Raw genomic sequence first — 20,036 nt, forward strand, 5'->3', positions numbered from 1 at the left:
ACGCCTTACTTCGTCGGGGCCGGCTGCGGCGCCGGGTCCACCGGATGCAACGCCTCCGGCACCTCCTGCCGTTCCATCGGCTTGGCCTCGGCGATCATCGCCTCGACCGAGCCGGTGGTGATCGGGTGGTAACCCGGCCTTGCCTTGGCGAACACCGCCTTGGCGAAAGCCAAGCCATCTGGCGTGGCCACGAGTGCCTTGTAGGTCGGCATGATCAGCTTGCGCCGGCCGACCCGCTCCAAGAAGGCGCCCATCGCCGGGCGCGCAGCCGCGTAGCCGCTGCGCTCGGCCAGCGGGTACCAGCGCATCGCGATCTCGCCGTTCGGGGTCCCGGTGAAGCGATAGGCTTCGTCGAGCTGGGTCAGCTGCGCCTGGGCCAGGGTGTCCGGCATGCCCTCGAGGAAATGCACCCACTCCTGCGTGCCCCAGGCGTCGGTGATGGTCTTGTCGGGCAGCTTGGCGCTGCCCATCCACGCGATGCGCGCGGCATTGACCGTGCTGAACTTGCCGGATTCCACCACCGGCGCGTTCGGCGGGATCCCCGGCTCGTACAGCCACTGGTCGACCTCCTGCATCGTCACCACGTTCGGGTGCTTGTCGATCAGCTGGGTCTTGAGGTAGTCGCGGAACTGCGCGGTGGTGATGCTCTGGAACGCGAAGTGGTCGAAGTAGCCCTTCAGCCACGGATCGAACACCTCGCGGCCGAATCGCTTCTCGAGGAACTGCAGGAACCACGCGCCCTTGGTGTAGACGGTCGCACTGGACTGGTCGTCCGGGTCGGACAGCGTCCCCGGCTTGAGCGACAGGCGCTGCAGCTCGGGCTTCAGCGTCCGGTACTCCTGCTTGAGCTCGTCGCGGTCGATCACGTGCTCCATGTCGGCCATGTCCTGGCCATACAGCGCCTCGGTGATGCGGCCCTGCACGTAGGTCGTGGTGCCTTCGTTGAGCCAGGCGTCCTTGTCGGTGGCGAAGGTGACCAGGTTGCCCGACCAACTGTGCGCCAGTTCGTGCGCGATCAGCGAGACCAGCGACTTGTCGCCGACGATCACCGTCGGGGTGGCGAAGGTCAGGCGCGGGTTCTCCATCCCGCCGTACGGGAAGCTGGGCGGCAGCACCAGCAAGTCGTAGCGGCCCCAGCGGTACGGGCCGTACAGCGCCTCGGCGGTGTCGATCATCTTCTCGGTGTCGGCGAACTCGGCGGTCGCCTTGTCGACCATCGCCGGCTCCGCCCACACGCCGCTGCGATCGCCGAACTTCTTGAACACGAGGTCGCCGGCGGCGATCGCCAGCAGGTACGACGGGATCTTCTGCGGCATCTCGAAGGTGTAGTCGCCGTCGCGGGCGGCGGCGGGATCGTTGTCCGCGCTCATCAGCACCATCGTGTCGGCCGGCGCCGAGACGTGCGCGCTGTAGGTGAAGCGGATCCGCGGGGTGTCCTGCAACGGCACCCAGGAGCGTGCATGGATCTGCTGCGACTGGCTGAACATGAAGGGTTGCTGCTTGCCTTCGGTCATCGAGGGTTCCAGCCACTGCAGGCCGGACGCCGCCGGTGACGTCGCGTAGGTGACCCGCACCTGCGCCGGGCGATCCGGCGCGTCGATGGTGAGCTTGCTGCCCAGCACCTTGTCCTTGCCCGCCAGCGCGAACTGCAGCGCGCGCCACTGGCCGTCGACGCCCAGCCCCTCCGCCTTCTGGATCTCCAGGTCGCGGGTGTCCAGCACCAGCTGCGTCGCCGCCTTGTCGAGCCACTCCAGGGTGTAAGTGGCGGTGCCCGCGATCTGCTTCTTGCCGAAGTCGATGGCCAAGTCCAGCGCGAGGTCGGTGGTGCGGACCTTGTCCGGCTCGGCGTAGGAATGCTCGTCCACCACCTGCTCGGCGACGGCAGGCCGCGGCGCGGGCGCAGCCGCCGCCTGCTGCGGGGCCGGGCTGTGGTCGCAACCGCTGGCGATGCCGAGGGCGGCGGCGATGGAGGCGGTGAGGATCAGCTGGCGCATGCGAGGGACCTGTCGCGGAAAACGCCGAGTTTACCGCCGCCCGGGTCGGGCCGCCGTGCAGGCGGCCCTGCCGAAAGTGGGGCGACCACCGGCACTGCCGGCGCAGGCCCGCGATTGGGGAAGGTGCACGCGGGCCGCGGGAGGCGGGCCGCATGCCGCCCCTGCCATCAGTCATGGCAACCCGTCCGCCCGACCCCGCATCCGATCCCCCGACACCCGATGCCTCACGGAGAGAGACACTTGAAAGCCCTCGTCGCCAAGCCGCATGCCCTGGCCGCCGCCCTGCTGCTGTGCGCGCCGTTCGCCCATGCCGCGTCGGCCCCCTCCAAGGCTGACCCCGCGGCCGCGGCGCCCGCCGCCTACATCCCGGGCGGACGCATCCCGTTGCTGCAGGGCGACATCACCATCGACGGCAATCCCGACGACGACGCCTGGCAGGGCGCGCTCGAACAGCAGGTCGCCTACGACATCCAGCCGGGCGACAACACGCCCGCTCCCGTGCAGACCACGGTGCGCATCGGCTATACCGCCGACGCGCTGTACCTCGCCTTCCATGCGAAGGACCCGGACCCGTCGCAGATCCGCGCGCAGTTGCGCGACCGCGACGCCGCGTTCAACGACGACTGGGTCGGCGTGTTCCTCGACACGTTCGACGACCATCGCCGCGCCTACGAGTTGATCGTCAACCCGCTGGGCGTGCAGGCCGACCTGATCCGCGACGAGACCAACACCAACAACCAGGAGGACGCCAGCTGGGACGGCCTGTGGGAAAGCGCGGGCCGGCTTACCGCCGACGGCTACGAGGTGGAGATCCGCATCCCGTTCTCGACCCTGCGCTTCCCCCGGGGCGGCCAGGACCAGCGCTGGGGCATCTCGCTGTTCCGCAACTGGCCGCGCGACAAGCGCCACCAGCTCACCAGCCATCGCGTCCCCCGCGAGTCCAACTGCTTCCAGTGCGAATGGGGCAAGTACGAGGGCTTCGCCGGCGCCCAGCAAGGGCGCAACCTCGAGGTCGTGCCCACGCTCACCATCGGCGGCAGCCAGTCGCGCCCGGATGCCGGCACCCCCTGGGGCGGCACGGACAGCAGCATCGAACCCGGCGTGGACGTGAGCTGGGCGCCGTCGCCGGCGATGACCCTGAACGCGACGCTCAACCCGGATTTCTCGCAGGTCGAGACCGACCAGCTGCAGCTCGACATCAACAACAGCTTCGCGCTGTTCTACCAGGAGAAGCGGCCGTTCTTCCTGGAGGGCGCGGACTACTTCACCACCCAGTTCGACGTGCTCTACACGCGGCAGATCGCCGACCCGGACTACGGCCTGCGCACCACCGGCCGCACCGGCAGCGGCGCCTACGGCGCGATCGTCGCGCGCGACGCCACCACCTTGGTGCTGGTGCCCGGCGTCCTGGGTTCCGGCTTCAGCCAGCTGGACCAGAAAGCCAACGTGGCGGTCGGCCGCTACCGCCATGACATCAACACGCACTTCAGCATCGGCGCGATCGGCACCTTCCGCCAGGGCGACGACTACGCCAACAACCTCGCCGGCGTGGATGCGCGCTGGCAGCAGGGCGCTCACACCGCCACTGCGCAGTTCCTGCACAGCCAGTCCGAGTACCCGCAGGAGATCGTGGACCAGTACAGCGGCGAACTGGGCGACGACCCCACCCCGACCGGCAACGCCTGGCGCCTCGAGTACGCCTTCAGCAACCGCAACTGGAACTTCACCGCCTCCCACGAGGACATCGATCCCGGTTTCCGCGCGGACCTCGGCTTCATGGGCCAGGTCGGCTACGACAAGTCGCTGCTCGGCGGCGGCTACAGCTGGTTCCGCGACGACCAGGCGTTCAACCGGATCAACTTCTACGCCGACTTCGACACCACCCACCGCTACGACGGCCAGCTGCTGGAGCGCGAGCTGGAAGCGCAGGTCAGCGCGCAGGGACCGAAGCAGAGCAACCTGCGCCTGCACGGCCTGGTGCGCGACCGCTACTGGAAGGGCCGGATGTTCGACGAGCACTACGTCGACGCCAACGCCAATTTCCGCCCCAACGGCCGCCTGCAGGTCGGCATCTATGCCCAGGTCGGCACCCTGCTGGATTTGGCGGCATCGAAGACCGGCCAGCGCACGATGGTGGAGCTGTACGGCAACGCCAACATCGGCCGCGGCATCGCGATGGACTGGGATGTCATCCACCAGCGCATGTGGCGCGACGGCGGCACCGCGTTCGAGGCGGTGGTCGCCAATCTCAGCGGCAGCTGGCAGTTCGACCCACGCCAGCGCCTGCGCCTGACCCTGCAGGGCAGCGAGGTGACCCGCGACCCCGCGCTGTACCTGCAGCCGGTGAACGAAACCGCCCGCGACTGGGCGGCGCAGGCGGTGTACTCCTACAAGATCAACCCGCGCACCGCGCTGTACGCCGGTGCCTCCTACGGCGCGTTCATGGACGACGACCACCCGGAGTTGTTCGGCGCGACGCGCAGCGTGTTCCTGAAGCTCAGCTACGGCTGGCAGCCCTGACGGGCGCCTGCGACCCCTCCCGCATCCGGTGCGCCGGATGCGGAGGCGGTCAGATCACCCCGCGGCGCTTCTCGAACAGCAGGTAGGCCACGGCGACCGCTGCGCCGATCGCGAGCGCAGGCAGCCATCCGAGGGGACTCAGCCACTTCACGAGGCCGGCCACGATGAGACCGAGGATGGCGAACTGCGAGTAGCGCCAGGGGCTTTCGCGGAAGCTGCGCAGGGGCTTGTCGTCGGCCATCGCTCAGGCCTTGTAACCGGTATGGATGGCCACGATGCCGGCCGACAGGTTGCGGTAGTCGCAACGCGCGAAGCCGGCGGCTTCCATCATCGCCTTCAGCTCGGCCTGCGGCGGGTGCTTGCGGATCGATTCGGCGAGGTACTGGTAGCTGTCGGCATCGCCGGCGAACAGGCGCCCGAGGCGCGGCAGCACCTGGAAGGAATGGAAGTCGTACAGCGGCTTGAACCAGTCGGCGGTGACTTCCGAGAATTCCAGCACCCGCGCCTGCCCGCCGACCTTCAGCACCCGCAGCATCTCGCGCAGGGCGGCATCCTTGTCGGTGACGTTGCGCAGGCCGAAGGCGATGGTCACCAGGTCGAAGCTGGCGTCGGGGAACGGCAGCGCCTGCGCGTTGCACTGCACGTACTCGAAGCCGCGCACGTGGCCGCGGTCGGTCATGCGGTCGCGGCCGACCCGCAGCATCTCGCCGTTGATGTCGCCGAGCACCAGCTCGCCGGCGTCGCCGACCCGCTCGCGCAGCAGCGCGGCGATGTCGCCGGTGCCGCCGGCCAGGTCGAGCACGCGGTCGCCCTTGCGGACCTGCGCGGTGGCCACGAAGTAGCGCTTCCAGATGCGGTGGATGCCGAGCGACATCGCGTCGTTCATCAGGTCGTACTTACCGGCCACCGACGAAAACACCTCGCCGACCAGCTTCTGCTTGTCCGCCACCGGCACCTCGCGGAAGCCGAAGTGGGTGGTGCCGTCCTTGCCTGCGGGTGTGCTCATGGCCGGATTATCGCACCGCCGGCGCTTGACGCCGCGCAATGCAGGCCGCCGGCGCAGGGCGCAGACTGGACGCATCGGATGCAGGGGGAATGCCATGGGCGAGCACCGGACCATCGTGCCCGCCGCGCCGCGGCTGCTGGCCGACGACGCGGCGCTGGATCGCTACCTCGACGAACACGCCCGCGGGACCTACGCGACCCGCGCGGCACCCGGCGGTGTCGACCTGGCGACGTGGCTGGCCAGCGGCGACGATGCCTGCGAGCGCTGCTATGGCCAGGCGGTCCGGTTGCAGGTCCCGCTGGTGCGCCTGCCCGAGGTCGGCGCCGACCCGGCCGCGGCGGCCCTGTTGTCGCCGCAGCTCGCGCGACGGCTGCGGGTGGTGCCCCTGTGCATCCACGGCGGCCTGCTGGCCGCGGCGATGGAAGACCCCTCCGACAGCGAGGCGCTGGCGGCGCTGGAGTTCATCTCGCCGCACCGGGTGGTGCCGCTGCAGGCGACGATGCGCGGCATCCGCGATGCAATCGCGCGCAGCTACGACCGGGTCGAGGACCAGGAAACCGTTCGCCGACTCGGCCTCGACCCGAGCCTGCCCGCGCAGGCAGCGAGCGAGGACGAGGCGCAACGGCTCGCCCGCGAACAACCGGTGGTTCGCCTGGTGCATGGGCTCATCGCCGACGCGGTGGCGCGGCGCGCGTCGGACATCCACCTGCGGCCGGGCGAACACGGCACCGACGTGCTGTTCCGCATCGACGACGAACTGGTCCCGGTGCGCAGCCTCCTGCATGCCCTGCATGCGGCGGTGGTCAGCCGGATCAAGGTGCTCGGCGGGATGAACCTGGCCGAGCACCGGCGCCCGCAGGACGGCCGCACCACCTTCGCGCTGGAGGACGGCAGCCAGGTCGACTTGCGCATCTCGGCGCTGCCGGCGGTGTTCGGCGAGAGCGTCGTGGTGCGCCTGCTGGACGCCCGCGAGAGCCTGTGGAACATCGACCAGCTCGGCCTGACCGCGGCCGACCGCGAGCGCCTCGACGACGTGATGGCGCGCAGCCACGGCATGTTCCTGACCACCGGCCCGACCGGTTGCGGCAAGTCCACCACCCTGTACGCGATGCTGCTGGAACTGCGCAAGCAGCGGATCAACATCCTCACCATCGAGGACCCGGTGGAGTTCCACGTCGCCGAGATCCAGCAGATGCAGGTCAACCGCGCGACCGGTTTCACCTTCGCCAGCGCGATGCGCAATTTCCTGCGCCACGACCCCGACGTGATCATGGTCGGCGAGGTGCGCGACCGCGAGACCGCCGGCATCGCGGTGGAAAGCGCGCTCACCGGCCACCTCGTGCTGAGCACCCTGCACACCAACACCGCGGCGACCACCGTGACCCGGCTGCTCGACCTCGGGGTCGAGCCCTACCTGCTGCGCGCCAGCCTGCTGGCGGTGATGTCGCAACGGCTGGTGCGGCTGACCTGCCCGCATTGCCGTGAGGTCGAGGACGCACCGGCGCACATGCGCGAACTGCTCGGCGTCGGCGCCGAGGAGGTGTTCCACGCGGGACGCGGCTGCAGCCAGTGCGAAGGCCTCGGCGTGCACGGCCGGCGCGCGGTCTACGAGCTGCTGGTGATGAGCCCGCGCCTGCGCACCCTGGTGGTGCCCGGCGCCGAAGCCGACCGCATCCACCAGGTGGCGATCGAGGACGGCATGGTCCCGATCACCCAGGCCGCGGTGGCGCTGGCCCGCGCAGGCGCGATCTCGCTGGCGGAGGCCTGGCGGGTGCGCGCCGACTGAGGGGTGTCCCGCGCGTCCCCGGCCTTCCGTTCACTGCGGCATGGACCCTCGCCGGCGCCGGATCGAACTCGTGCTGCGCATCGATGGCGCGGCGGTCGCGGTGTCGGCGCCGCAACCGCCCTCACCGGCGCGGCTGGACGAACTGCTGCCGGCGCAGCGCGCGATCGACGACGCCGCGATCGCCCACGGTGTGCGCAAGGCAGAGGCCGGCGGCCGCACGGTAGCCTGCGCGAAGGGCTGCTCCGCCTGTTGCCGCGCGCAACCGGTTCCGGTGACCCCGCCCGAGGCCCATGCCTTGCTGCGGCTGGTGGAGGCCTTGCCGGCGGCGCGTCGGCACGACATCGAGGCGCGCTTCGCCGACCGCGAGCAGCGCCTGCGCGACGCGGGCCTCGCCGACGCCTTCCTGCAACGCGTGGACGCCCTCGACGCGGACGCCGCACGCACCCTCGCCCATGCCTACTTCAAGCTCGGGCTGGCGTGTCCATTCCTCGACGACAACGCCTGCTCGATCCACCCACAGCGCCCGTTCGTGTGCCGGCAATACCTGGTGACCTCGGACCCCGCGTTGTGCGCCGAGCCGTTCGCGAACAAGGCCGAGGTCATCCCGATGCCGCTGCACGCCGCCACCGCGGCACTGGCGATCAGCGAGGCCGCCTATGGCCGCCGGCAGCACAGCGTGCCGCTGACGCTGGCATTGGCGTACGCGCGGCGGCATCGCGCGGAGCTCGAGCGGCGGTTCGATGCGGAGCCGCTGTTCCGGCAGTGGCTGCGGGCGTTGCGGTAGCGCCACTCAGAGGATGTAGCGCGACAGGTCCGGATCCTGCACCAGGTCGCCGAGTTGGCGGTCGACGTAGGCCCGGTCGACCACGACCTCGCCGCCCTTGTCCGGCGCCTCGAAGCTGAGCGATTCCAGCAAGCGCTCCAGCACGGTGTGCAGGCGGCGCGCGCCGATGTTCTCCTGGCGCTCGTTGACGTGCGCGGCGATCTCGGCCAGCCGCTCCACCGCGTCGGGGGCGAACGCCAGGCGCACGCCCTCGGTGCCCATCAGCTCGACGTACTGCGTGGTGAGCGCCGCCTTCGGCTCGGTGAGGATGCGCACGAAGTCGTCCTTGCCCAGCGCGGTGAGTTCCACCCGGATCGGGAAGCGGCCCTGCATTTCCGGGATCAGGTCGGAGGGCTTGGCGAGGTGGAACGCACCGCTGGCGATGAACAGGATGTGGTCGGTGCGCACCGGGCCGTACTTGGTGCTGACCGTGCTGCCCTCGACCAGCGGCAGCAGGTCGCGCTGCACGCCCTCGCGGCTGACGTCGGCGCCGTGGCCCTCGCTGCGCTTGGCGACCTTGTCGATCTCGTCGATGAAGACGATGCCGTGCTGCTCGCAGGACTCGATCGCGCGTTCGCGCACCTCCTCCTCGTTGACCAGCTTGCCGGCTTCTTCCTCCAGCAGCAGCGGGCGCGCGGCCTGGATGGTCATGGTCTTCTTGTGGGTCTTGGCGCCGGCGAGCTGGCCGAACACCTGGCGCAGCTGCTGGCCCATCTCCTCCATGCCGGGCGGGGCCATGATGTCGACGCCGATGTTCATGCTGAGGTCGAGCTCGATCTCGCGCGCGTCCAGCTCACCAGCGCGCAACTGCTTGCGCAGCTTCTGCCGCGTCGAGGACGCCTGCGACGAGGGCTCGGCGCCGATGTCGACGGTGGCGCTGGCGGCGGGGTTGAAGCCGAACGACGGCGGCGCCTCGCGGCGCGGCAGCAGGGCGTCGAGGATGCGCTCCTCGGCGCGTTCCTCGGCTTGGGTGCGCACGCGCTGCTTGGCCTGCGCGCGATGCAGCTTGACCGCAGTGTCGGCGAGGTCGCGGATGATCTGCTCGACGTCCTTGCCGACGTAGCCGACCTCGGTGAAGCGGGTCGCCTCGACCTTCACGAACGGCGCGTTCGCCAGCGTGGCCAGGCGCCGCGCGATCTCGGTCTTGCCGACGCCGGTCGGGCCGATCATCAGGATGTTCTTCGGCATCACCTCGTTGCGCAGTTCGGGCGCGAGCTGCGCGCGCCGCCAGCGGTTGCGCAGGGCGATGGCGACCGCGCGCTTGGCCGCGTGCTGGCCGACGATGTGGCGATCGAGCTCGGCGACGATCTCGCGCGGGGTCATGGAGGAGGAGTCGGTCATGGCATGTGTCCTGTGGTGCGGCGCACCGAGGGCAGACCGATCAAGTCGCTCCCCGATACTCGCTTGGTTGATCGGTCTGCCCTCGATACGCCGGGCCGGCGCTCAGAGCTGCTCGACCACGATGTTGCGGTTGGTGTAGATGCAGACATCGCCGGCGATGCCCAGCGCCTCGGTGGCGATGGTCTTCGCATCCAGTTGGGTGTGCGCCAGCAGCGCGCGCGCGGCGGACAGGGCGTACATGCCGCCGGAGCCGATCGCGATCAGCCCGTCCTCCGGCTCGATCACGTCGCCGGTGCCGCTGATCACCAGCGAGGTCTCGGCATCGGCCACCGCGAGCAGCGCCTCGAGCTTGCCGAAGCGGCGCTCGGTGCGCCAATCCTTGGCCATCTCGACCGCGGCGCGGGTCAGCTGGCCGTGCTTCTCCAGCTTGGCCTCGAACAACTCGAACAGGGTGAACGCATCGGCCGCCGCGCCGGCGAAACCGGCCAGCACGCGCCCATCCTTGCCCAGGCGTCGGACCTTGCGCGCGTTGGCCTTCATCACCGTATGCCCCAGGGTCACCTGGCCATCGCCGGCGATCACCACCTGCCCGCCGCGGCGGACCGAGACGATGGTGGTGGCGTGGAAGACATGCGGGTTCTGGCTGGGATCCATGGCGTTCTCCGTTCGAACCGGTGATGTGGGGCTGCCCGCCCCGGGTTCAAGCAGGAGCGCGTCCGTGCCGCCACCGTTGGTCAGCATCGCCATCCCCGTCTTCGACACCGCCCGCTTCCTGCCTGCCGCGCTGGACAGCCTGCGGGCGCAGGACCACGCCGAGTGGGAGGCGCTGCTCTGGGAAGACGGCTCCACCGACGGCTCGGCGGAGATCGCCAAGGCCTACGCCGCGCGCGACCCGCGCTTCCGCCTGCTCGGCGACGGCCGCAACCACGGCATCGGCGTCGGCCTCGCCCGTGCCCTGCGCGAGGCGCGTGGCGCCTATGTCGGCGTGCTGGACGGCGACGACCTGCTCGCCCCGGACGCGCTCTCGGCGATGGTCGCTTTCATGCAGGCCCGCCCGCAGCTCGGGATGGCCTATTCGGAGTACGTGGAGATCGACGAGGCCGGCCGCGTGCTGGGCCCGGGCACGCGCTTCCGCACCCCGTATTCGCCGGAACGCCTGCTGCTGGACTTCATGACCTACCATTTCCGCCTCGTGCGCGCCGACGCGTACCGCGCGCTCGGCGGCTTCGATCCCGCGCTGGACGTCTCGACCGATTACGACTTCTGCCTGCGCCTGTCGGAACGCTACCCGGTGGAGCACCTGCCGCGCGCCTTGTACGCCTACCGCATCCGCGCCACCTCGGTGTCGCAAGGCAACCGCCTGCGCCAGGTACGCACCGCCTTCGAAGCCGCGCAACGCGCCCTGCAACGCCGCGGGATGGATGCCACCCACGCCCTGTCGCTGGGGGTGCGTGCACGCCATGTGCTCAAGCCGAAGCCGGCGACGGATTCCGCGCGATGACCGCGCCGGAGGTGTCGATCCTGATCCCCGTGCGCGCCGCGGCCGCGTTCGTTGCCGATGCGCTGGCCAGCCTGCGCGCGCAAGCACCAGTGGCATGGGAGGCCATCCTGGTCGGGGTCGACACCGATCCCGCCGCCCTGCAGGCCGCGGCCGCCGGCGATCCACGCCTGCGCGTGTCCGAACACGCCGCCGCGACCGAAGCCGAGGCCCTGCACGCCGCCGCCTTGCAGGCGCGCAGCGAGGTGCTGGGCGTGCTCGATGGCGACGACCTGCTGGAACCCGATGCCCTGGCGACGCTGCTCGCCGTGTTGCGCGAATGGCCCGATGCCGGCATGGCCTACGGGCGCCATGTGCTGGTCGATGCCGGCGGCCGCGTGCTCGGCCCGGGGCCGCTGTGCGCGCTGCCGTACACGCCCGATGCGCTCCTGCTGGACTTCATGACCGGACCGCTGCGGCTGCTGCGCGCCAGCGCCTACCGCGCGGCGGGCGGCTACCGGGCCGCACACGCCGACGCCGCGGACTACGACCTGTGCCTGCGGCTGTCCGAGACCTGCACGATCGCGCACCTCCCGCGGGTGACCTATCGCCACCGGGTGCACGCCTCCGCGCCGGAGGTCGCGCGTTGGGCGGAGGGCATCGACGCGCGCTACGCCGCCTTCGTCGACGCGGTCCGCCGTCGCGGCCTCGACGCACGCTACGACTGCGCGCTGGAGATCGACAGCTGGCACATCCTGCAGCCGCGCACCGGCGGCGACTGACCCGCGATCACGCGGGCGGGGCGTCCGCCAGCAACGCGCGGGCGCGGGCTTGCAAGGCGTCCCAACTTTCCTGCAACCGGTCCGGCTTCGGGTCGACGCGCGCGATCAGCGCCAATGCCTCCTCCAGTTGCGCCACCCGCCACGCCAGTTCGGCATAGTCCTCGGCCGCCACCAATTCCACCTTGCGGTCCTGGCACACGCCGATGCACGGCCGCGTGGCTTCCACCTTGCCGCAGCCGATGCAGCGCCAGCCTTCGATCGTCTCGACCATGGCGGCAGGATGCCGCCGCGCCGCGCGCGCCGCCTTGAGCGCGGTCAAGCGCCGGCGTCGCCCTTGCGCTTCGCCCGCGGATGCGCGGCGTCGTAGACCCGCGCGAGGTGCTGGAAATCGAGGTGGGTGTAGATCTGGGTGGTCGCGATGTCGGCATGCCCCAGCAGCTCCTGCACGCCGCGCAGGTCGCCCGAGGATTCCAGCACGTGGCTGGCGAAACTGTGGCGCAACAGGTGCGGGTGCACGCGCTTGTACACGCCCTGGCGCATCGCCAGCTGGCGCAGCCGGACCTGCACCGCGCGCGCGGAGATCCGCCGGCCGCCGCGCCCCGGGAACACGAAGCGGTCCTGCGCGCCGTCCGACGCCGTCCGCCAGGCCTGCAGCGCCTGGCAGGCATGCGAGCCCACCGGCACCACGCGCTGCTTGCCGCCCTTGCCGAGCACGGTCACCAGGCCGGAGGCCAGGTCGAGGTCCATCCAGCGCAGCGCGCAGGCCTCCGACAGGCGCAGCCCCGAGGAATAGAACAGTTCCAGCAGCGCGCGGTCGCGCAGGCCCAGCGGCCCTGCGGTCGGCACCTCGACCAGCTGCACCGCCTCGTCGACGTCCAGCACCTGCGGCAGCTTGCGCGGCGCCTTCGGTGCGCGCACCGCGTCGGCCGGGCTGGCGGCGATGCGGCCGTGCTTGAGCAACCAGCGGTAGAAGCTGCGGCAGGCCGACAGGCGCCGCTGCAGCGAGGTCGGCGACAGCCCGCGGCGATGCTCGGCGGCGACGAAGGCGCGCAGGTCCTCGGCATCCAGCGCGAGCAGGTCGCGCCGCCTGGCGCCGGCCCAGCCCGCCAGCGCGGCGAGGTCGCGCGCGTAGGCGTCCAGGGTATGCGCGGAGCTGCGGCGTTCGACCGCGAGCTGCGCCAGGAACTCCCCGACCGGGCCGGCCGCGGCGCTCATCTCATGCCTGGAAGCGCTGCAGCCCGGCGGCCAGCGCCTCGCCCATCATGCGCAGGAACAGGGTGCCCATGCCCGGGAAGAAGCGGTTGGGGTCGCGGCTGCCGACCGCGACCAGGCCGATCCCCGGCAGCACCAGCAGGGCGGAGCTCTGCACGTCTTCCGCGCGCAGGCCGTAGAGCAGCGCGTTCTTGTCGGGATGCAGGCGGCCGCAGACCGGTTCGCCGCTGCCCAGCAGGTCGCGGAAGCCATCCAGGCGGCGGTCGCCCTCGGCGATCACCTGCAGCCACTCGGCATCGTCGATGCCGGCGACCGGATGGAACGACACGATCCGCACCAGGTCGCCGTGGAAGTCTTCCGCCAGCGAGGCCGCCATCGCGCGCAGGGTCGCGGCGGCGCTGTCCTGCTTCATCAGCGCGAGCGTCAGCTGGTGCGTGCGCACCGCCAGCCGCTCGTTCTCCTGCGCGTTGCCGAACAGCTCCTGCAAGCGCCGCGACAACTCGCGGTTCTTGTCGCGCAGCACCTCCAGCTGGTAGCTGGCCAGCGATGCCGCCGGGCCGTTCTCGCGCGGCACCACCAGGGTCAGCGCGAGGTCGGGGAACTGCTGCAGGAACGCCGGGTGCCGGCGCAGCCAGGCGGCGACTTCGTGCGCCCCGAGGCGCTCGGTCTGGTCGAATCCCATGGTCACGGCTGGTCCTCCCCGGACATCGTTCCGTCGAACACGAAGGCGGTGGGCCCGCCCATGCGGACATGGCCGCTGGCGGGATCGTACTGGATGCGCAGCCGGCCCCCGGGCAGGTCGACCGCCACCGGCGCGCCGGCCGGCAACCGCCCCTGGCGGGTCAGCACCGCAACCGCCGCGCAGGCGCCGCTGCCGCAGGCCAGGGTTTCGCCGGCGCCGCGCTCGTGCACGCGCAGGCGCAGGTGGTCGGCCGCCACGACTTCGACGAAGCCGACGTTCACCGACTCCGGGAACGCGCCATGCGCCTGCAGGGCCTTGCCGAGGCGATCCACCGGCGCATGCGCCAGGTCGGCGGCCTCGACCACTGCATGCGGATTGCCCATCGACACGGCGCCGAAGCGCAGCACGATGCCGTCGACCTCGAGCGCGTACTCCGCCTGCGGCGCCGACCACCCGCGCATCGGCAACGCCTCCGGGGCGAAGTCGGGGATGCCCATGTCGATGACGAAGCCGCCCGCCGCGTCGCGGGCCACCTCGTGGCGGCCGGCCGGGCTGTCGATCGCGAACGCCCCGGACGCCGGCGCCGCGCCCGCGCGCACCAGCCAGGCCGCGATGCAACGCGCGCCGTTGCCGCATTGGCCCGCCACGCTGCCGTCCGCGTTCCAGATCCGGTAGGACGCGACCGCACCGGCGCTGCGCGGCGCCTCGACGGTCAGCAGCTGGTCGCAGCCGACGCCGCGATGGCGATCGGCGATCCGCGCGCAGGCCGCGGCATCCGGCGGCGGCGCGCCGTCGCGCAGGTCGAGAACGACGAAGTCGTTGCCCGCGCCATGCATCTTGGTGAAGCGCAGTCCGCCGGCCATCGGCCGGCTCAGCGGCGCGCGGCCGGCGTACCCGTGGCGGGTGCGGCGTCGCTGGCCGGGGCTTCGGCGGCTGGGGCCGCGGCCGGTTCCGGCGGCGCATCCGGCATCACCAGCGGGCCCTTGTTGCCGCAACCGGCGAGGACGCAGAGCAGGAACGAGGCGAAGGCGAGGCGCTTGGTCATGGCCGCAGTGTACCCGCGGCCCCGCTCAGTGTCGCGGCTCCGGGCGGCGCCAGAGCCATGCCGCGACCAGCGCCATGGCCAGCGTGCCGATGCCGGCCATCCACGCGCGCGGCGCGGTGGCGAACAGCAGCACCGCGCAGATGGACATCATCGCGGTGGCCAGGCGCTTGGCACGGCGCGACACCGCGCCCTCGCGCTCCCAGTCGCGGATCACCGGGCCGAAACGCGGGTCGGCCAGCAGGCGCGCACGCAAGCGTTCGGAGCCGCGCGCCGCGGCGAACGCGGCCAGCAGCACGAACGGCACGGTCGGCAGCCCCGGCACCACGATGCCGATGATCCCCAGCGCGAGGCTGGCGTAGGCGAGCAGCCACCACGCCCAGCGCGTCATCGGCCGGAACCGACGCATCGGCAAGGCGAGGGGCAGGCGAGGCGGGCAGGACAGCCCGCCGACCCGAGTCGGGACAGGACGTCCCGATCGAGGGTCGCCGCCCCTGGCGAGCCGGTGCGGCGGGGCGGGTGCAATTTACTTGCCGGCTTCGACGCCCAGCTGGTCGAGCATGAACGCATACATCTCGGCCTGCTCGCGATAGCGGCGGAAGCGCCCCGACTTGCCGCCGTGGCCGGCTTCCATGTTGGTGCGGAACACCACCGGCGCCTGCGAGGCGTTCAGGTCGCGCAAGCGGGCGACGTACTTGGTCGGCTCCCAGTACTGCACCTGCGAATCCCACAGGCCGGTGCCCACGAACATCGCCGGATAGGCCTTGCGGGCCAGGTTGTCGTAGGGCGAATAGCCGAGCATGTAGTCGTAGTACGGCTTCTGCTCCGGGTTGCCCCACTCGTCGTACTCGTTGGTGGTCAACGGGATGCTGGGGTCCAGCATCGTGGTCACCACGTCCACGAACGGCACCTGCGAGAGGATCACGCGGTACTTCTCCGGCGCCATGTTGGCGACCGCGCCCATCAGCAGGCCGCCGGCGCTGCCGCCCAGCGCCGCCACCCGGTCCTTCGCCGCGTAGCCTTCCTTGACCAGGAAGTCGGTGACGTCGATGAAGTCGGTGAAGGTGTTCTGCTTGTGCAGCAGCTTGCCGTCCTCGTACCACTGCCGGCCCATTTCCTGGCCGCCGCGGATGTGCGCGATCGCGTAGGCCATGCCGCGGTCGAGCAGGCTCACCGTGGTGACCGAGAAGCCCGGGTCCATCGACGCGCCATAGCTGCCGTAGCCGTACTGCAGCAACGCGGCCTTGCCGTCCTTTTCGAAGCCCTTGCGGTACACGATCGACACCGGGACCTTGGTGCCGTCGCGGGCGGTCGCCCACAGGCGTTCGGTCACGTAGTTCGCCGGGTCGTAGCCGGGCACCGGCTGGCGCTTGAGCTCGCGGCGCTCGCCGGTCCTGACGTTGAGTTCGTAGGTCGTCGCCGGCATCGCCAGCGAGGTGTAGCTGTAGCGCAGCCAGTCGGTGGCCGGCTCGGCGTTGACGTCCAGGCCCATCGAGTACGCGGTCTCGTCGGCCTTCACGTAGTCCAAGGCGCCGTCCTTGAGGATGCGCACGCGCTCCAGCCCGCCCGAGCGCTCGGCGATGGCGGCGAAGCCGTCGAACAGCTCGATGCCCTCGATGAACACCTTCGGGTCGTGCGCGACCCAGTCCCGCCAGTCCTTGCGCGAGGCGCTGCCGTCGGCGGCGGTGACCAGCTTGAAGTTGGTCGCGCCATCGGCATTGGTGCGGATCACCCAGCGGCCGCCATGGTGGTCGGCGTCGTATTCGACGTCGCGTTCGCGCGGCGCCAGCACCTTGAACTGCGCGGGGTCCGACGCCGGCGCGTAGCGCGTCTCGTTGGACACCGTGCTGTCCAGCGCGATCACGATGTAGGCGTCGTCGCGGGTGCGGCCGATGCCCATGTAGAACGTGTCGTCGGCTTCCTCGTACACGACCGGGTCGGCCTTTGGGTCGGTGCCGACCACGTGCTTGCGCACGCGCTTGCTCAGCAGCGTCTCCGGGTCGTTCTCGATGTAGAAGAAGGTCTTGTTGTCGTCGGCCCACACCGCGTAGCCGGCGGTGCCCGGGATCGCGTCGGGCAGGGTCTTGCCGGTCGCCAGGTCCTTCACCCGCAGCGTGTACTGGCGCCGGCCATTGGTGTCGTCGCCGTACACCAGGAACCGGTTGTCCTGGCTGACGTCGCGCCCGCCCACCGCGAAGTAGTCCTTGCCCGCGGCCAGTGCGTTGACGTCCAGCAGCACCTCCTCGCCGGCGAAGTCGGCCGCCTCGTTCGCGCGCAGGATCGACAGCGCGTCGATGCCGCCCACGTCCTTGCGGCGGGCATGGATCGGGTAGTCCTTGCCGGCCTCGAAGCGGCTGTAGTACCACCAGCCGCGTTCGCGGAACGGCACCGAGGCGTCGTCCTGCTTGATGCGCGCCACGATCTCGCCGTACATCGCATCCTGCACCGGCTTGGTCGGGGCGAGCAGCGCATCGGCATAGGCGTTCTCGGCCTGCAGGTAGGCCAGCATCGCCGGGTCCTTGCGGGTGTCGTCGCGCAGCCAGTAGTACTCGTCCTGGCGCTCGGCGCCGAACGGGGCGCGCACGACATGCGGCTTCTTCGCCACGTCGGGCGGGGTAGGGGTGTCGGCGGCGTGGGTGGGTGCGGTCATGGCGAAGGCGAGTGCGAGCAGGAGGGCATGCGGTTTCATCGTGGGCTCCGGTCGGGCGACGGCGTCACCTGGTGCGTCGCCGCCACGGGTGGGAACTTGCGGGGTTCATCGTGGAAGCACCCGGCATGGGCCGCATGCGGGCGGCCCTTCAGGGCGCCCGCACGCGAGGTTACAGGCGGGATCCGGAGATCGCACCGCGTGGGCGACGCTCGCGCTTGGATCCGCCTGCGTCCCCGGAATCGCTCGCGGCACCATCCTTGGTGAGCTGCTGCCACAGGAAGGTATAGGCCAGCGCGTTCATGTGCGCCGCCTGTGCGTTGTTCGCCGCGCCGCCATGGCCGCCTTCGATGTTCTCGTAGTAGCGCACGTCCTTCCCGGCCGCTTCCATCATCGCCATCATCTTGCGCGCATGCGCCGGGTGGACGCGGTCGTCCTTGGTCGAGGTGGCGAAGAAGGTCGGCGGGTAATCCTTCTTCGGATCGAACAGGTGGTAGGGCGAGAAGGTCTGGATGAACGCCCAGTCCGCCGTGTCGGGGTCGCCGTATTCGGCCATCCACGACGCGCCCGCCAGCAGCTTGCTGTAGCGCTTCATGTCGAGCAGCGGCACCTGCACCACGATCGCGCCGAACTTCTCCGGGTACTGGGTCAGCATGTTGCCCATCAGCAGGCCGCCATTGCTGCCGCCCATGGTGCCGAGGTGCCTGGGCGAGGTGACCTTGCGCGCGACCAGGTCGTCGGCGATCGCGGCGAAGTCCTCGTAGGCCTTGTGCCGGTTCGCCTTCAATGCCGCCTGGTGCCAGCGCGGGCCGTATTCGCCGCCACCGCGGATGTTGGCCAGCGCGTACACGCCGCCCTTCTCCAGCCAGCCCTTGCCGATGCCGCCCGAATAGGTCGGCGTCATCGACACGGTGAAGCCGCCGTAGCCGTACAGCAGGGTCGGCGCCTTGCCGTCGAACTTCAGGTCCTTCGGACGGACCAGGAAGTACGGCACCCTGGTGCCGTCCTTTGACGTGGCGAAGTGCTGCTCCATGACGTGCTTGCTGCCGTCGAAGAACGCCGGGTTGGACTTCAGCACTTCGGGCGCGCGCCCGATCTCGGCGATCGACAGCGTGGTCGGGGTGAGGAAATCGGTGGCGGTCAGCCACACCGCGTTGCTGTCGTCGGCATCCACCGCACCGACGCCGACGGTGCCGATCGACGGCGCGCCGACGAACGCGGACCGGGCCCAGCCGTCCTTGCCCGGGGTCAGCACCGACAGGCGGTTCTTCACGTCCTCCATGACGTTGAGGACCAGGTGGTCCTTGGTCCACGCGTAGCCGGCCAGCGAGGACTTCTCGTCGGGCGCGAACAGCACGCTGAAGTCGCGCTTGCCGGCCATGAAATCATTGAAGTTCGTGGCGATCAGCGACCCCGGCGCATAGGTCTTGCCGCCCGCTTCGTAGGGGTCGCGCAGTTCCAGCAGCAGCCAGTCCTTGTGCACGCCCTTCTGCGCGCTGTTCGGCGCATCGACCTTGGCCAGGCTGCCGTCCTTGTTCCGCAGGTACAGCTCGTCGTTCCAGAACGCGATGGTGCGACTGACGAAGTCGCGCTGGTGGCCCGGCGTGTGGTCGCGGCTGGCGGCGATGTACATGTCGCCCGGCTTGCCTTCGTACACCGTCTTCGCCGCCGACATCGGGGTGCCGCGCTTCCATTCCTTGACGATGTTCGGATAGCCCGAGCTGGTCAGCGTGCCCTCGCCGAAGTCGGTGAACACGTACACCGTGTCCTCGTCGATCCACGCCAGGCCGCCCTTGGCCTCCGGGCGGGAGAAGCCGCCATCCACGAACTGCTTGGTGGCCAGGTCGAACTCGCGGGTGACGTCGGCATCCGAGCCGCCCGGCGACAGCGCGACCAGGCAACGCTGGTACTTCGGCCGCAGGCAGTCGGCGCCGTGCCAGACCCAACGCGCGCCCTCGGCGGCGTTCAGCGCGTCCAGGTCGAGCACGGTCTCCCACTTCGGGTCGGGCTTGCGGTACTCGGCCAGCGTGGTGCGGCGCCAGATGCCGCGCTCGTGCTGCTTGTCCTTCCAGAAGTTGTAGTAGTGGTCGCCGATCTTCTCGACGCCGGGGATCTTGGCGTCGGAATCGAGGATCGCGCGGATGTCCGCCTCCAGCGACTTGAACGCCGGGGTGCCGGCGATCTCGGCCTCGGCCTTGGCGTTGCGGGCCTTGACCCAGTCGAGCGACTTGGCGCCCTCGACGTCCTCCAGCCAGGCGTAGGGATCCTGGTCGCCGGGGGTTTGCGCCGAGGCGCCGCCGGCGATGGCGAGGCCGGCGATGAGGCAGGCATTGGACAGCTGGGACATCGGGAATGGCTCCGGGTGGATCGGGACCCGGAACGCTAGCACAGCCCCCACGGGCGGCCGATGTGAGGGAGGTCAGGCCCGCCGGGCCAGCACCGGCCGCGCATGCGGGCGGCGACCGCGGCGGGCGGCCTGCACGCGGCGCCGCTGCGGCAGGCGCAGCGCGAGCGCCGGCACCGGGAAGCCGCGCAGGCTCCACCACGCCGACAACGGCATCCCAACCAGCCACAGCGGCAGCCAGCCGAGCCATTCATGGTGACCGCGCGCGGCGGGGATCAGCAGCACGGCCAGGGTGCCGAGGGTCACGGCGCGGCGCAGCAGCACATCGAGGTCTTGGCGGGTCATCGCGGGGCTCCGGTTCGGGTCGCCCGCAGGGTGCG

17 protein-coding genes and 2 pseudogenes are annotated in these 20,036 nt (G+C 70.7%); 5 read left to right on the top strand and 14 right to left on the bottom strand.

Annotated elements, in window-relative coordinates:
* Nucleotides 1-5: 5 nt before the first annotated feature.
* The gene (locus ON759_RS06785) at nucleotides 6-1,994 is read right to left on the bottom strand and encodes a M1 family metallopeptidase (protein WP_271679615.1); all 1,989 of its coding nucleotides are present in this window, start codon (nucleotides 1,992-1,994) and stop codon (nucleotides 6-8) included.
* Between the two features lie 240 nt (nucleotides 1,995-2,234).
* Between ON759_RS06785 and ON759_RS06790 the strand changes: the two genes are divergently transcribed.
* Nucleotides 2,235-4,514 carry a DUF5916 domain-containing protein gene (locus tag ON759_RS06790; protein WP_271679616.1) on the top strand — a complete coding sequence of 760 codons (2,280 nt, stop codon included), beginning with the start codon at nucleotides 2,235-2,237 and terminating at the stop codon, nucleotides 4,512-4,514.
* A gap of 49 nt (nucleotides 4,515-4,563) precedes the next feature.
* Here ON759_RS06790 and ON759_RS06795 read toward each other — a convergent pair whose 3' ends face one another.
* Both ON759_RS06795 and ubiE read right to left on the bottom strand, forming a co-directional pair.
* On the bottom strand, nucleotides 4,564-4,755 hold the full coding sequence (locus ON759_RS06795; protein WP_271679617.1) for a hypothetical protein: 192 nt from the start codon (nucleotides 4,753-4,755) through the stop codon (nucleotides 4,564-4,566).
* Nucleotides 4,756-4,758: 3 nt separating this feature from the next.
* Nucleotides 4,759-5,520: a bifunctional demethylmenaquinone methyltransferase/2-methoxy-6-polyprenyl-1,4-benzoquinol methylase UbiE gene (ubiE, locus tag ON759_RS06800; RefSeq protein WP_271679618.1), complete on the bottom strand. Its 762-nt coding sequence runs from the start codon at nucleotides 5,518-5,520 to the stop codon at nucleotides 4,759-4,761.
* Between the two features lie 94 nt (nucleotides 5,521-5,614).
* Here ubiE and ON759_RS06805 point away from each other — a divergent pair, with 94 nt between their 5' ends.
* Together ON759_RS06805 and ON759_RS06810 are read left to right on the top strand one after the other, a co-directional pair.
* Complete coding sequence (locus ON759_RS06805; RefSeq protein WP_271679619.1) at nucleotides 5,615-7,306, top strand: GspE/PulE family protein; 1,692 nt, start codon at nucleotides 5,615-5,617, stop codon at nucleotides 7,304-7,306.
* 40 nt (nucleotides 7,307-7,346) lie between these two features.
* The gene (locus ON759_RS06810; protein ID WP_271679620.1) at nucleotides 7,347-8,090 is read left to right on the top strand and encodes a YkgJ family cysteine cluster protein; all 744 of its coding nucleotides are present in this window, start codon (nucleotides 7,347-7,349) and stop codon (nucleotides 8,088-8,090) included.
* Nucleotides 8,091-8,096: 6 nt separating this feature from the next.
* On the opposite strand, the gene hslU is transcribed toward ON759_RS06810, so the two are convergent.
* Together hslU and hslV are read right to left on the bottom strand one after the other, a co-directional pair.
* Complete coding sequence (gene hslU, locus ON759_RS06815) at nucleotides 8,097-9,470, bottom strand: ATP-dependent protease ATPase subunit HslU (protein ID WP_271679621.1); 1,374 nt, start codon at nucleotides 9,468-9,470, stop codon at nucleotides 8,097-8,099.
* Nucleotides 9,471-9,572: 102 nt separating this feature from the next.
* Nucleotides 9,573-10,124, bottom strand: a complete 552-nt coding sequence (gene hslV / locus ON759_RS06820; protein WP_271679622.1) for an ATP-dependent protease subunit HslV — start codon at nucleotides 10,122-10,124, stop codon at nucleotides 9,573-9,575.
* Between the two features lie 64 nt (nucleotides 10,125-10,188).
* Here hslV and ON759_RS06825 point away from each other — a divergent pair, with 64 nt between their 5' ends.
* The gene (locus ON759_RS06825; RefSeq protein ID WP_271679623.1) at nucleotides 10,189-10,971 is read left to right on the top strand and encodes a glycosyltransferase; all 783 of its coding nucleotides are present in this window, start codon (nucleotides 10,189-10,191) and stop codon (nucleotides 10,969-10,971) included.
* Complete coding sequence (locus tag ON759_RS06830) at nucleotides 10,968-11,729, top strand: glycosyltransferase (protein ID WP_271679624.1); 762 nt, start codon at nucleotides 10,968-10,970, stop codon at nucleotides 11,727-11,729. The genes ON759_RS06825 and ON759_RS06830 overlap by 4 nt, the downstream gene beginning before the upstream one ends.
* 7 nt (nucleotides 11,730-11,736) lie before the next feature.
* Here ON759_RS06830 and ON759_RS06835 read toward each other — a convergent pair whose 3' ends face one another.
* The 9 genes and pseudogenes from ON759_RS06835 to ON759_RS06875 all read right to left on the bottom strand — a co-directional run bounded on the left by ON759_RS06835 (nucleotide 11,737) and on the right by ON759_RS06875 (nucleotide 20,001).
* Complete coding sequence (locus tag ON759_RS06835) at nucleotides 11,737-12,000, bottom strand: hypothetical protein (protein WP_271679625.1); 264 nt, start codon at nucleotides 11,998-12,000, stop codon at nucleotides 11,737-11,739.
* Between the two features lie 44 nt (nucleotides 12,001-12,044).
* The gene (xerC, locus tag ON759_RS06840) at nucleotides 12,045-12,944 is read right to left on the bottom strand and encodes a tyrosine recombinase XerC (RefSeq protein ID WP_271679626.1); all 900 of its coding nucleotides are present in this window, start codon (nucleotides 12,942-12,944) and stop codon (nucleotides 12,045-12,047) included.
* 1 nt (nucleotide 12,945) lies between these two features.
* Nucleotides 12,946-13,623 (bottom strand): DUF484 family protein, encoded by a 678-nt coding sequence (locus tag ON759_RS06845; RefSeq protein ID WP_271679834.1) that lies wholly within the window; start codon nucleotides 13,621-13,623, stop codon nucleotides 12,946-12,948.
* A 2-nt stretch (nucleotides 13,624-13,625) separates the two neighbouring features.
* Nucleotides 13,626-14,486: a diaminopimelate epimerase gene (gene dapF / locus ON759_RS06850; RefSeq protein WP_271679627.1), complete on the bottom strand. Its 861-nt coding sequence runs from the start codon at nucleotides 14,484-14,486 to the stop codon at nucleotides 13,626-13,628.
* 17 nt (nucleotides 14,487-14,503) lie between these two features.
* Nucleotides 14,504-14,668, bottom strand: a pseudogene (lptM, locus tag ON759_RS06855) (LPS translocon maturation chaperone LptM); the annotation flags it as partial.
* A gap of 25 nt (nucleotides 14,669-14,693) precedes the next feature.
* The gene (locus tag ON759_RS06860; protein WP_271679629.1) at nucleotides 14,694-15,056 is read right to left on the bottom strand and encodes a YbaN family protein; all 363 of its coding nucleotides are present in this window, start codon (nucleotides 15,054-15,056) and stop codon (nucleotides 14,694-14,696) included.
* A gap of 135 nt (nucleotides 15,057-15,191) precedes the next feature.
* Nucleotides 15,192-17,354: a S9 family peptidase gene (locus tag ON759_RS06865; RefSeq protein ID WP_271679630.1), complete on the bottom strand. Its 2,163-nt coding sequence runs from the start codon at nucleotides 17,352-17,354 to the stop codon at nucleotides 15,192-15,194.
* A gap of 223 nt (nucleotides 17,355-17,577) precedes the next feature.
* A pseudogene (locus ON759_RS06870) lies at nucleotides 17,578-19,659 on the bottom strand (prolyl oligopeptidase family serine peptidase); the annotation flags it as partial.
* A 72-nt stretch (nucleotides 19,660-19,731) separates the two neighbouring features.
* Nucleotides 19,732-20,001: a hypothetical protein gene (locus ON759_RS06875; RefSeq protein WP_271679631.1), complete on the bottom strand. Its 270-nt coding sequence runs from the start codon at nucleotides 19,999-20,001 to the stop codon at nucleotides 19,732-19,734.
* Between the last annotated feature and the right edge of the window lie 35 nt (nucleotides 20,002-20,036).

This window comes from Thermomonas mangrovi, assembly GCF_028201335.1.
Lineage (GTDB): Bacteria > Pseudomonadota > Gammaproteobacteria > Xanthomonadales > Xanthomonadaceae > Thermomonas > Thermomonas mangrovi.

Bases quoted from the DNA above. Each gene is read 5' to 3' on its own strand.
- xerC (WP_271679626.1), bottom strand. From the start codon at position 12,944: ATGAGCGCCGCGGCCGGCCCGGTCGGGGAGTTCCTGGCGCAGCTCGCG.
- ubiE (WP_271679618.1), bottom strand. From the start codon at position 5,520: ATGAGCACACCCGCAGGCAAGGACGGCACCACCCACTTCGGCTTCCGC.
- ON759_RS06845 (WP_271679834.1), bottom strand. From the start codon at position 13,623: ATGGGATTCGACCAGACCGAGCGCCTCGGGGCGCACGAAGTCGCCGCC.
- dapF (WP_271679627.1), bottom strand. From the start codon at position 14,486: ATGGCCGGCGGACTGCGCTTCACCAAGATGCATGGCGCGGGCAACGAC.
- ON759_RS06860 (WP_271679629.1), bottom strand. From the start codon at position 15,056: ATGACGCGCTGGGCGTGGTGGCTGCTCGCCTACGCCAGCCTCGCGCTG.
- ON759_RS06865 (WP_271679630.1), bottom strand. From the start codon at position 17,354: ATGAAACCGCATGCCCTCCTGCTCGCACTCGCCTTCGCCATGACCGCA.
- ON759_RS06785 (WP_271679615.1), bottom strand. From the start codon at position 1,994: ATGCGCCAGCTGATCCTCACCGCCTCCATCGCCGCCGCCCTCGGCATC.
- ON759_RS06795 (WP_271679617.1), bottom strand. From the start codon at position 4,755: ATGGCCGACGACAAGCCCCTGCGCAGCTTCCGCGAAAGCCCCTGGCGC.
- ON759_RS06875 (WP_271679631.1), bottom strand. From the start codon at position 20,001: ATGACCCGCCAAGACCTCGATGTGCTGCTGCGCCGCGCCGTGACCCTC.
- hslU (WP_271679621.1), bottom strand. From the start codon at position 9,470: ATGACCGACTCCTCCTCCATGACCCCGCGCGAGATCGTCGCCGAGCTC.
- ON759_RS06830 (WP_271679624.1), top strand. From the start codon at position 10,968: ATGACCGCGCCGGAGGTGTCGATCCTGATCCCCGTGCGCGCCGCGGCC.
- ON759_RS06805 (WP_271679619.1), top strand. From the start codon at position 5,615: ATGGGCGAGCACCGGACCATCGTGCCCGCCGCGCCGCGGCTGCTGGCC.
- hslV (WP_271679622.1), bottom strand. From the start codon at position 10,124: ATGGATCCCAGCCAGAACCCGCATGTCTTCCACGCCACCACCATCGTC.
- ON759_RS06835 (WP_271679625.1), bottom strand. From the start codon at position 12,000: ATGGTCGAGACGATCGAAGGCTGGCGCTGCATCGGCTGCGGCAAGGTG.
- ON759_RS06810 (WP_271679620.1), top strand. From the start codon at position 7,347: ATGGACCCTCGCCGGCGCCGGATCGAACTCGTGCTGCGCATCGATGGC.